This is a genomic window from Sphingobacterium sp. InxBP1 (assembly GCF_026191775.1).
Lineage (GTDB): Bacteria > Bacteroidota > Bacteroidia > Sphingobacteriales > Sphingobacteriaceae > Sphingobacterium > Sphingobacterium thalpophilum.
This window is the reverse complement of record NZ_JAINDX010000042.1, coordinates 232801-245321: the sequence shown is the minus strand read 5'-3', so window position 1 is coordinate 245321 and position 12521 is coordinate 232801. Positions and strand designations below refer to the sequence as shown.

Below are 12521 nucleotides of genomic sequence, written 5' to 3'. Positions count from 1 at the left end.
ATGATTAATACAGATATTGCAACAAAATTTGCTGACAGAGAGACACCATTTTACTACTACGATATGGATGTGCTGGCACGGACCTTGGAGGCAGCGCATGAAGCATCGCAGAAAAGGGGATTCCACGTTCATTATGCACTTAAGGCTAATTTCAATGATGTGTTGCTGAAACGCATACAGGAGATCGGATTTGGCGCTGACTGCGTCAGCGGAAATGAGGTAAGGAAGGCAATAGAATGTGGATTTACTCCTCAGAATATCACTTTTGCTGGGGTTGGAAAGTCAGACAAGGAAATCAACTATGCCCTTACACAACAGATTTTTGCCTTCAACGTCGAATCTATCCAAGAACTCGAAGTCATTAACGAGCTGGCATCAAAACAAGGTGTGAAAGCCAATGTAGCTTTGCGTATCAATCCCAATGTGGATGCGCACACGCATCATTATATTACGACTGGTCTTGATGAAAATAAATTTGGGGTGCCAAATGCCGATCTTGAAAAATGTGCTTCGGTACTAAAAAAGTGTGAATTTATCGAACTGGTGGGGCTGCATTTCCATGTAGGATCGCAGATTACCGATATGACTGTGTTTAAAAGCCTATGCGTAAAAGTCAACGAATGGAAAAGCTGGTTCGAGGAGCGTGGAACACAGATCCGTGTACTGAACGTAGGCGGCGGATTGGGAATCGACTATAAAAATCCTGACGGTAATTCTATTCCGGATTTTGAAGCTTATTTCGATATCTTTGACCGTTTCCTGGAGAGAAAACCATATCAGGAAGTCCATTTTGAATTAGGCAGAGCTCTGGTTGCACAATGTGGCAGCTTGATAAGCCGGGTACTTTATGTTAAAAATGGTGTAAAAAAGAATTTCCTCGTTCTGGATGCGGGGATGACTGAGCTTATGCGACCGGCCCTATATCAGGCTTATCACAAGATCGACAATCTCAGTGCTGTTGAGACCGAGGAATCCCTGAATTATGATGTCGTCGGGCCCATCTGTGAGTCTTCAGACTGCTTTGGTAAAGAAGTCCCGCTGCCCGATTCTGGACGTGGTGATCTTATTGCCATCCGTTCCGCTGGAGCTTATGGAGAGGTAATGGCCTCCCGTTATAATTTGAGGGAAGAAATCAGATTTGTTTATAGCGATCAGTTATAAGTGATATTCCAATACTATTCCAAAATTTAAAGGCCGATTCATCGATGAATCGGCCTTTAAATTTTGAGTATGTAATTCTGACATGTCTTTTGTATACTTGTCTATGTTTACAGCGATTGAATTTCCGGCGACCATCGATTTATTCGGTAAGACGTTCCTTTTGCACCCATTTATGGAAGGGCTGGGGATGTTTGTCGGTATGCGCTATTACCAGTTTTTGAAATGGAACGATAAAGAAAGCTTAGGACATACCCATTCGCTGCTGATCCTGATAGCAGCGGCTTTGGGCGCGCTGGTCGGCTCTCATTTGGTCGGCTCTCTGGAGCGTCCAGCTGAATTGTTGGCAGCTTCAAATATCTGGCGATATATTTGGTTCAATAATACGATTGTCGGTGGGCTGGCTGGCGGACTCATCGCGGTTGAATTGATGAAGAAAATCATTGGAAAGAAGGAAAGTACCGGTGACAGAATGGTATTTCCCTTGATCGCTGCGATCGCCATCGGACGGATCGGCTGTTTCTATACAGGTGTTTTTGAACAGACTTATGGCCTGCCGACGGACTGTCCGCTGGGGATGTATCTGGGGGATGATTATAAGCGACATCCGGTAGCGTTGTACGAAATTGCTTTTCTGATCATGCTGTTTGTTGCTCTTCAGACATTTACGCGAAAATACCGATATCAGAGCGGTGTGCTCTTTCAGCTTTTCATGGTCAGTTACTTTAGTTTTCGCTTTTTATTGGATTTTATCAAACCACGTGATGTTATTTTTTTTCATTGTAGCACCATACAGATCACCTGTCTTATCGTGATGATTTATTATATTTATTTACTAAACACGATAAACGTACAAAAAAGGGGGTAGCGATGTATCTATTGGAAGGATCATTCGGTTCGGAAAACACGGCGATGCTGGGTTTATTTTTACTTGTTGTAGGAGCGATCACCATTGGAATAGCCTTGTTGGTGATTATCATAGGCTCCATTATAAAATCGGGTAAAAAAAGCGTGAAATTTAATATTAATCCTTGGCTTAAAGTGCTATTGGGCGGAATCTCGGCAATGATTGCCGGCGGCGTGGTCTGTGGAATTGCATTGAATTAAATGAAGATTATATATGCCGGTTAGAAATTATACCTACTACGATTATACCATCAGTCTCTGCCCGACCTGCCTCTGCCGTATCGGAGCAAAAATTATTATTGAAGAGGATCGGGTTTTTATGACTAAACGCTGTCCGGATCACGGCTTTTTTAAAACCCTGATTGCCACTGATGTGGACTACTACAAAAATATCCGGAATTATAATAAAGCCTCCGAAACGCCATTAAAATTTGAGAAGGAGGTGCATTATGGTTGTCCATATGATTGTGGTCTCTGTATCGACCACGAACAGCATAGCTGCCTGTCCATTATCGAAGTCACTGACCGCTGTAATCTAACCTGCCCCACTTGCTACGCCATGTCTTCGCCGCATTATGGAAGACACCGTTCTCTAGCTGAAATTGAACAGATGTTTGACAAGGTGGTCGAAAGTGAGGGAGAGCCTGACGTAGTACAGATCAGTGGTGGCGAACCGACAATTCATCCTGAGTTTTTCAAGATTCTGGATATAGCAAAGACAAAGCCTATTAAACACCTTATGCTCAATACCAATGGTATACGTATTGCCAATGATCCTGGCTTTGCTGAGCAGCTTGCTACCTACGCTCCAGAATTCGAAATCTATTTGCAGTTTGATTCCTTCCGCCCAACGGTGCTTGAGAAGTTCAGGGGTAAGGATCTGACAGCAATTCGGAAAACGGCGATCGAAAAATTAAATGCGCTCAACTTGAGTACGACATTGGTCGTTGTTCTGGAAAAAGGGACCAATGACGATGAAATTGGCGCAATACTTGAGTTTGCATTAAATCAGCAATGTGTACGCGGTGTGACATTTCAGCCTGTAGAAATTGCTGGTCGGAATGATGCTGATGCCCAACATCATAAAATGACGCTGACTGAAGTACGGCAGCAGATCCTCAGGCAGTATCCATTGCTGCATCCGAACGATATTATACCCGTACCTTGCAATCCAGATGCATTGGCCATGGGCTATGTGCTCAAGCTCGGTGGGCAGAAGATCCCGCTAACACGGCATATTGATCCGGCGGTATTACTAAATAACCAGTCGCGCAATACAATCGTTTACGAACAGGATAAAGGTGTTCAGATGCAATTGCTCGATATTTTTAGTACCGGTATTTCTGTGGATAAAGTAAAACCAAAAGTAAATCAATTATTATGTTGCCTTCCTGACGTCTGTGCACCGGATCTGGATTACGACAACCTTTTTCGGATTATCATAATGAATTTTATGGACGCGCATGATTTTGATGTCCGTGCGGTGAAAAAATCTTGTGTGCATATTGTTAACAAAGATTTAAAATTGATTCCCTTTGAGACTATGAATTTATTTTATCGGGATGATAAAGTGCAGCATCTGGAGAAACTGAAATTGTCGGATGCAGTAAGATTTTAATTAGAGATCTCTTATTTTTGCGGTGGCGGATACCTCGCTGGGTACGGGAGGGAAATAGCTTGTCGCGGTATATCGTTTATAAATTTTACAAGAGCAAGTATGAAACTGCCGGTCATAAAATATTTGATTGCCGTGATGGCGCTAGCAATATTGCACCTGAATGTGCTTGGACAAGACTCAGTCTTGCTGAAAAGAGGCGTGGTCAACGACAGGGTGCAGGCCAATGTCAGCCGCAAGCTGGGTGTAGATTCTGTGCGCGCCGGAAATGATTCGCTTCGAAGTGAGCTGAGAAAGATAAATATAGCCTTTCTTTCCAATATCCGGATTTCGTCCCTAGCCGAGGTAGTTGCCCAGCTGAACGAAAAGTCAAACGCGTATGCGGCGATAAATAGTCGTACAGCCGAAGATTCTATCTCCACAGTGAAGCGTATGATCAGTGAAGAAATCAGACAGCTCAGGTCGATGAAAGGTAGTATTGGTAATTATGTGAACAGCCTCCATACAACCAGACAGCAGATCGGGGATGTGGTCAGCCGTTTTGATATCAATGCCGGAAATCATGGTAGAGCATATCAATACCTGAACAACGCAGAACTGAAGCTAACGGCAAAGATGGACTCGCTCGAATTGATTGGCCGTAGTATCGATCAGCTTATTAGCACAAACCAGCATCATCTCACTCGTCTTGATCAGTTACATACGACAAAGAGCAACAGCAGCAATAGAGACTCTCTAAGGAGCAAGAGTTCGCTTTGGAAGGCCAACTCTACCAGTATTTCAAAAGAAGTAATTTTGAACAATATCCGCAGCAATTACAGCAACAATAAATCCATAGATAAATATGTCAACCGAACAGATTGGGCGAGCCGTATTTTACTCATTGTGCTGGGCATGGCATACTGTTACTGGATAGCTCGTGTTGCATATGTCCTTAGACAGCATGATGCTCAAAACAAAATTGCCATTGATACGATTGTCGGAAAGACCGTCATCTTTCTTCTGACATTGCTGCCATTCGTCAATTTCTTTACACCAACTTTTATACTCCAGGCCTCACAGCTGCTGATCATGTTGATTTTTATGTTTTTGCTGCGGCATAAAATGACGGGACAACAGCGCAAGATCGCACTGATTCTGATCGTCTTTTATCTGTTGGATGTCTTTGCTAATATGATTGTCAGCGATGACCTGCTGCTGCGCATCATATGCATTGCATTTAATTTGGTCGCCTTAGGACTGGTCAGCTATACGAAAAGACGGATACAGAATCCGCAAAGTCCGGGTTATGTCAGTAGCTTTGTCTACGTGTTATTTGCAATTTTAAATATTACAGCGATCACATTGAATATCATCGGCCATGTGGATCATTCCCGCAGCTTTAGCATTGCCTGCGCCGTTGGGCTGGTCCAGTCCTTCACTCTGCAGTATTTTTCTGATATGATCAAAACTGATGTTCGCAACCAATTCCGAAAAGATCGCTTAGTCGCCGGTTTTTGGAGACGTTTTAATGAACAGCGTACGCTGGCAATCGTCGCAAAAATACTTCGGGTCATCTGTATATTGCTCGCTATTATTGTATTGGCTAATAATTTGCAGTTTATCGAGCAATTATGGAATCTGAGCGAAACATTCTTCGGTAAGGTCCGATCCATTGGAAGTATATCTTTCACGTTGGGCAATCTTGTGGTTGCCATACTGCTGCTATTGGTGGCAAACTGGTTTCAGAAAAATATCAGCCTCATTGTCCTGGGGGGAGAAGACGGCCAGATCAATCAGGTCTACGATCAGAAGATGACCTTGTTCCCTTTGTTCCGTCTGGCGATTATTCTGATCGGTTTTTTCATGGCTGTCTCCGCTCTGGGAATGAGCCTGGATAAATTGACGGTTGTTATTGGAGCACTAAGTGTCGGTATAGGTCTCGGAATGCAGAACATCATCAATAATTTTGTATCCGGCATTATCCTGGTTTTCGATAAGCCTTTTCGGGTAGGCGATCAGATCGAGCTCGCTGATAAAAAAGGACGCGTCAAAGAAATAGGTATTCGTGCGAGTGTGTTAAAGACGGGAGATGGCGCAGATGTAATCATTCCCAATGGCGATCTGCTGTCCGGAAGGGTGGTCAACTGGACCTTGTCCCAGGAATACAGTAAGACAAGTTTCGTCCTCCATATTGACCGAAAGGCAGATCTTGAAGAAGCCAAACAATGGATCCGAGATGCCATGGCGGCGAGCCCACACTTTGTGAACGACCGCGAAAGCGGGATTAGTGTACAGGATATCAGCGAAGATATGATCTATCTGAGCGTGTCGTGCTGGGTGAATTTTGCAGCAAATGTGTCGGCTTTCAAAAACGACCTACTCATTATCTTGTATAAGCAGTTCGAAGAAGCTGGGCTGAAATTTTACAGTGTCCTTCCCCCAAAAAGTAGCTAGGGAAACCAGTTCGGTCAGGCAGTTGAATACCGTTGGCTATATTCGTATACATGCCTTCGATTTCATCCCTTACGGTAAGCTTTTGGGCTGAGCCCTTTCGCTCGTTTATAGAAGTGGGACAGATGGCTTTCGTCCACAAACCCTAATTCTGCAGCAATCTGTTTGAGTGTATAGGTTGGGGATTTCAACCGGCTCTCTATCAATTCAAGCCGATAGGCATTGATGTAGGACCGTAAACTCATTCCGAAATTTTTCTTGAAGTAGACACCGAAATAACTGGGGGAAATGTTAAACTTTTGCGCGATGGTTTTTATCTGTAAATGCTGAGGCGTGAAGATATGCTGATGAATATATGTGGAGATAGACCGGTCAACAGATGACTGTTGCAGTGGAAGACGCTGTACTTCAGAGAACTCTTTATAAAGACTAAAGGCAGCAACGAGCTGATCAAACAACCACTGCGAGTTGAGGTTCACTGCCGTCGCGCAATAAAGCCGGATAGCTTCCATCACAAAAGAATAGGTGAGGCGGTCGTGGGCGTCCATTCGTAGTTTATGTTCGCGTAGGCCGCGATCGTTCATGAGTTCCATAATCCAGGCATATAGCTTCTGGCTGCGGCGGTTTTGAAGGAAATACGTATCGGTAAAAAGTATAAACAGAAAATGTGTCTTCTCCACGATTTTGAAATAATGCTTATCGGAGGGGCTTACCAGAAATAGGTCGCCCTGTTCATATTCTAGCTCAAACTTATTGATCACATGAAGACCCTCGCCGCGCCGGATATAGACAAACTCATAGTAATTCTGCCCATGTAAAGGCAGGTGAAAACTGTCTTCGACAAACTCGTTAATCAATAATGGCGCAAATTGCTTTTTTTGCATTGAACATTTATTATATCATTAAATATACATAAAAATAATGTATTTATACATGTTTTAACCTTCTCAACTATCGCACTTTTGTGTTGTAAAAATCGAATAAAAAGATGGTTAATTTTATCATGATTGCCTTTTGTATTGCTACAGGCATGCTGTTGCGGCGTGCTAACTTAATACATAATGAAGCCCACAAAGGAATTAATACGTGGATACTCTATTTCGCACTGCCAGCGGTATCGTTTAAATATATTCCTAAAATTATTTGGTCGCCCCAGTTGTTCTTTCCAGTGTTTTCTGCCGTACTGGTTTGGGCGGGAAGCTGGCTGTTTATAGAATACTATTGTCGACGTAAAGCTTATAAACAGCGATCCAGAAGCAGTCTCGAATTGGCAGCAGGTTATAGTAATACTTCTTTTATCGGCTTTCCGTTGATCATGGCTTATTTTGGTGAAACGCAGTTGCCTATTGCGATCATCTGTGACCAGACGACATTCATCCTACTGTCGACAGCAGGCATTGTCAACGCTTTGCGGGCCAATCTGCGCGACGGACAGCGTATTGAAGCAAAGTTTATGTTTAGGAAACTCATTAGCTTTCCGCCACTGATCGGATGCATCGCTGCGCTTGCCTTGACCCGAATTACTGATCTGTCCGTCGCCGAGCCTTTTTTCGATAAGCTGGTCGCGACTGTGGGACCGCTGGCGCTTTTTTCAATAGGACTCCAGCTAAAATTTGACGGCTGGAAACAACAGCTGTCGCAGATAAGTGCCGCCATGATCTATAAATTGCTGCTGGCACCCTTACTCGTATTGCTTTCCGCATTGTTGTTTGGCGTGTCTGGGCCAGTAGCGCGCATCAGTATTTTCGAAGCTGCAATGCCCACGTTGGTCACTTCCGGCATTATTGCCGAGCAGTATCATCTAAATACCAAACTGGTCAATTTGGTCATCGGTTTCAGTATCGTTCTTGGCTTGTTGACGACAGCTGCCTGGGATACCCTAATCCGACTTTTCATTGCCGCCTGACCCATAATCCGTATCTTAGACAAAGAAAACCCCAGTTTGTGCCACGATTGTTAAAAATATATCCGCAAACAACTTTTTTACTTTTCATCTGTTATAGGACTATAACCATCTATAAAGGAGGTATATTATGAACCTGATACACAGAATTGAACACTGGGGTAATGTCCATCATCCGCAATGGATCGACTACCTCAGAATTGCGCTTGGAATCGTGATTTTTGCCAAAGGCATAACTTTCGTCAATGATCGGATTGTGGTACAGCATATGATCGAACAAAGTAGTTTCCATTTGTCCATATGGGGAGCTGTTCATTATGTTGTCTTCACGCATCTTGTCGGCGGACTATTCCTTATCCTCGGCTTTCAGACACGCCTGGCATCACTGCTCTTATTCCCCGTGCTGATAGGTGCGGTTTTCTTTGTTAATATCACCAATGGATTTAGTTACCTGAACTCTGAATTGTGGCTTTCCATAGTCGTCCTCTGTTTACTGATCTTTTTCATGGTGATGGGATCCGGTAAGTATTCACTTGATCAGATGATGAATAAACCTGGATATAAGAGGAATATCTAAATCAATGAGCTTGTAAATATGTAGCCGACAATCTTGGCATACATTTAACACGAGATATTAGGCTAACACACAAGCATAAAAATAGGGAGCATCCAAAAAGATGCCCCCTCTCTATGTATGAAGTTTTTATTAATTGTTTTGATTCTCTATCCATTTCCGTGCGTTTACAAAGGCTTCAAGCCAAGGGGATACTTCATCCTGACGGCCTTTAGGATAGTTGGCCCAGTTCCATTGGAAAACAGAGCGCTCGATATGCGGCATAGTCGCCAGGTGTCGGCCCGTTTTGTCGCAGATCATTGCCGTATTATAATCCGAACCATTTGGGTTGTGCGGATAGTCAGCGTAAGCATATTTGGCAACGATGTTATACTGTTCCTCCGGATATGGAAGCTGGAATTTTCCTTCGCCATGTGAAATCCAAACGCCTAATGTGCTACCTGCCAGTGTGGAAAGCATGACGGAATTGTTTTCTTTAATTTTTACAGAAACAAAGTTAGACTCGTGTTTTGCGGAGGTATTGTGCAACATCTTGCCATGTACTTCATGTTCTGGATTGATCAATTCCAGCTCCATGAATAACTGACAACCGTTACAGATACCCACGGACAGGGTGTCCGGGCGGGTAAAGAAATCGTTCAGTGCTTTCTTCGCTTTTTCATTGTATAGGAAAGCTCCTGCCCATCCTTTGGCGGAACCCAGTACATCTGAATTGGAAAAACCACCGACGGCACCAATAAATTGTATATCTTCAAGAGTCTCCCGGCCCGATATCAGATCAGTCATATGCACATCTTTCACATCGAAACCCGCTAAGAACATAGCGTTGGCCATTTCACGTTCAGAATTAGAACCCTTCTCACGTAAGATCGCCGCCTTAGGACGAGGCTTGTTGCCATCAATCACCGGCTTTTTGCCGTCAAATTGGCTTGGAAAGGTAAAGTTCAATGGCTGATGTTTGTAGTTGTCGAAGCGCTGCTGCGCTGTGCCATTTTTGGATTGTTTCGAATCCAGCAGGAATGAAGTCATTGACCATACATCTCGCGTGGCAGCTACGTCGAAGCTAAACGAATCTTGCTGATTCTTTACGGTCACAACATTTCCTTCTACAGCTTGCCCGATTTTCACGGCGTCTACACCTGCCTCTCTTACGATAGCTTCGAAGACAATGTCCTCTTTGGCCTGAAGCACAAGTGCGATGTTTTCATTAAAGAAAGCTTTTACTGTATCCACTTCATTTAGTGCCGAAAGATCATAATTGGCCGCCAGGTTAATATCTGCAAACGTCATTTCCAGCAAAGTGGTGATTAGACCGCCAGACCCCACGTCGTGCCCGGCCTCAATCTGTCCTTCTTGAATTAGTCGTTGTACGGTATTAAACGCGGTTTTGAAATAATCGGCATCCTGGATATTGGGAACTTCCGTTCCAAGTTTATTGACGATCTGCGCGAAAGACGAGCCGCCGAGCTTGAATTTATCTTTCGATAAATTGATATAGTAAATGGAACCTGCCTGCTTGTTCAAGACCGGTTCGACAACTTTTGTGATGTCTGTACAATTGCCTGCAGCGGATATGATTAAAGTACCCGGAGCGATGACATTTTCGCCATTTGGATACTTTTGTTTCATAGACAGTGAATCCTTTCCAGTAGGAATATTGATTCCCAACGCGATAGCAAAATCCGAACAGGCTTTTACAGCTTGGTAAAGACGTGCGTCTTCACCTTCATTATTGGCAGCCCACATCCAGTTGGCAGATAGGGAAACACCTGCCAGGCCATTTTTGATTGGCGCAAAGACGATATTGGACAGCGATTCAGCAATAGCTGTTTTACTTGCCGACGCAGGGTCAATTAGCGCTGCCACAGGTGAATGTCCGATGGTTGTCGCAATCCCTTCCTTACCTTTATAATCCAGTGCCATGACGCCCACGTTATTTAATGGTAGTTGCAATGGGCCTGTACATTGCTGTTTGGCAACACGACCACCAACACAGCGGTCAACTTTATTTGTTAACCAGTCTTTGGAAGCGACTGCCTCCAATTGCAAGACTTGTTGGAGATAATTCGGAATATTGTTTACATCATACGCGATTGCAGCATAATGACGGACAATCGTACTGTCACGCATAAATGTTTTTGGTGACGACCCGAAGAAATCGGCCAAATCATAATCCATCGGTTTTTGGCCACTGCTTTTTGATTGAAATGTAAATCGGTGGTCGCCGGTAACATCACCCACAGTGTACATGGGGGCACGCTCTCGGTCCGCCACACGTTTTAACGTTTCGATGTCGTTTTCTGCAATCACCAATCCCATACGTTCCTGCGATTCATTGCCTATAATTTCTTTTGCGGATAGGGTAGGGTCGCCTACTGGAAGCGCATCCAAATCAATCAGGCCGCCCGTCTCTTCGACAAGCTCGGACAGACAGTTTAGATGCCCTCCGGCACCGTGGTCATGAATAGAGACAATAGGGTTATGATCAGATTCTACCAGACCACGTACGGCGTTCGCGGCACGTTTTTGCATCTCCGGATTAGAGCGCTGGATGGCATTCAATTCGATCCCCGATCCGAAAGCACCAGTGTCGGCCGAAGAAACTGCAGCACCACCCATGCCGATGCGATAATTTTCGCCGCCCAGAACGACGATCTTATCGCCCGCTTTCGGTGTATGTTTTTTTGCTTGGTCCAATTTCCCGTAACCGACACCGCCAGCCTGCATAATCACTTTGTCATACCCCAACTTGCGACCATCCTCCTCATGTTCAAATGTCAGTACGGATCCAGCAATCAGGGGCTGTCCGAATTTATTGCCGAAGTCCGACGCTCCATTGGAAGCTTTGATTAAGATGTCTACCGGTGTCTGGTAAAGCCATTGTCGTTCGGCCATTGCTTTTTCCCAAGGACGGTCCTGTAGCAACCGTGAGTAGGCCGTCATATATACCGCCGTCCCGGCTAACGGGATGGCTCCCTGACCACCGGCCATACGATCGCGGATTTCACCGCCCGACCCAGTAGCCGCACCCGAAAATGGTTCTACTGTCGTTGGAAAATTGTGTGTTTCGGCCTTGACCGACAGGACTGAATCGAATAATTTTTCCTCGTAAAAATCTGGTCTGTCAGCCGATTTAGGCGCAAATTGTGTCACACGTGGACCTTTAATAAAAGCCACGTTATCTTTATAAGCTGAAACAATCTCGTTCGGATTGGTTTCGGAAGTTTTTTTGATTAATTTGAATAAAGACGTAGGCTGTTCCTCACCATCAATAATGAAAGTTCCGTTGAAGATTTTATGTCTACAGTGTTCAGAGTTCGCTTGAGAAAAAGCAAAGACTTCCGAGTCCGTCAAATGGCGGCCCAACTTCGCAGACAGCTTGTTGAGATACTCCACTTCTTCCGGATTTAATGCCAGCCCCTCAGCCTTATTGTAGGCATCGATATCTTCAATTTCGAGGATAGGCTCAGGAGTAATGTTGACGGTATATATGTCTTGCGTCAACATGTTGAACTTTTGCGAAATCATTGGATCGAAATCGTTGAAATCTGCAGGTACCGGATGAAATTCTTCAATCCGGATAATGCCTTCAATACCCATGTTCTGCGTGATCTCCACCGCATTGGTACTCCAAGGAGTGATCATTGCCGCACGGGGGCCTACAAAGTAATGGTTAAGGGTTTGGTCGTCAAGTTTTTTGGCATTGCCGAACAGCCAGTTGAGTTTAGTAATGTCTTCTTGTGATAAAGAGTTTACGCTTTGAACACCATATACAGTGTTCGATGGGTTCTCAAAGAAATGAATCATTATAAATGTTGGTTTTGAACGTTCTTCAAATTAAAGCACAAAGTTACGTATTATTTTTATGGAAATGATTGAATTTTGGTGAAAAAATCCGAGTGCAGCAAGCCTGTGGGAAACGCGGGGAGCCT

At 44.2% G+C, this 12521-nt stretch carries 9 protein-coding genes; 7 read left to right on the top strand and 2 right to left on the bottom strand.

From position 1 onward, the window contains the following. The 5 genes from lysA (at nucleotide 1) to K7A41_RS08715 (ending at nucleotide 6115) form a co-directional block, all read left to right on the top strand. Entirely contained in the window at nucleotides 1–1161 is a 1161-nt protein-coding gene (gene lysA, locus K7A41_RS08735; protein ID WP_265713415.1) for a diaminopimelate decarboxylase, read from the top strand. Between the two features lie 103 nt (nucleotides 1162–1264). Continuing rightward, complete coding sequence (locus K7A41_RS08730) at nucleotides 1265–2026, top strand: prolipoprotein diacylglyceryl transferase (RefSeq protein WP_037532452.1); 762 nt, start codon at nucleotides 1265–1267, stop codon at nucleotides 2024–2026. Nucleotides 2027–2028: 2 nt separating this feature from the next. Continuing rightward, entirely contained in the window at nucleotides 2029–2265 is a 237-nt protein-coding gene (locus K7A41_RS08725; RefSeq protein WP_028068894.1) for a hypothetical protein, read from the top strand. 13 nt (nucleotides 2266–2278) lie between these two features. Next, nucleotides 2279–3682 (top strand): radical SAM protein, encoded by a 1404-nt coding sequence (locus tag K7A41_RS08720; RefSeq protein ID WP_028068893.1) that lies wholly within the window; start codon nucleotides 2279–2281, stop codon nucleotides 3680–3682. Between the two features lie 99 nt (nucleotides 3683–3781). After that, nucleotides 3782–6115 carry a mechanosensitive ion channel family protein gene (locus K7A41_RS08715; protein WP_265713414.1) on the top strand — a complete coding sequence of 778 codons (2334 nt, stop codon included), beginning with the start codon at nucleotides 3782–3784 and terminating at the stop codon, nucleotides 6113–6115. Nucleotides 6116–6177: 62 nt separating this feature from the next. On the opposite strand, the gene K7A41_RS08710 is transcribed toward K7A41_RS08715, so the two are convergent. After that, entirely contained in the window at nucleotides 6178–6996 is an 819-nt protein-coding gene (locus K7A41_RS08710) for an AraC family transcriptional regulator (protein ID WP_265713413.1), read from the bottom strand. A gap of 104 nt (nucleotides 6997–7100) precedes the next feature. On the opposite strand from K7A41_RS08710, the gene K7A41_RS08705 reads away from it, so the two are divergent. Beyond that, nucleotides 7101–8018 (top strand): AEC family transporter, encoded by a 918-nt coding sequence (locus K7A41_RS08705; RefSeq protein WP_265713412.1) that lies wholly within the window; start codon nucleotides 7101–7103, stop codon nucleotides 8016–8018. A gap of 127 nt (nucleotides 8019–8145) precedes the next feature. After that, the gene (locus K7A41_RS08700; protein WP_265713411.1) at nucleotides 8146–8592 is read left to right on the top strand and encodes a DoxX family protein; all 447 of its coding nucleotides are present in this window, start codon (nucleotides 8146–8148) and stop codon (nucleotides 8590–8592) included. Between the two features lie 129 nt (nucleotides 8593–8721). Here K7A41_RS08700 and purL read toward each other — a convergent pair whose 3' ends face one another. Continuing rightward, nucleotides 8722–12396: a phosphoribosylformylglycinamidine synthase gene (gene purL, locus K7A41_RS08695; protein ID WP_265713409.1), complete on the bottom strand. Its 3675-nt coding sequence runs from the start codon at nucleotides 12394–12396 to the stop codon at nucleotides 8722–8724. Nucleotides 12397–12521: the final 125 nt, after the last annotated feature.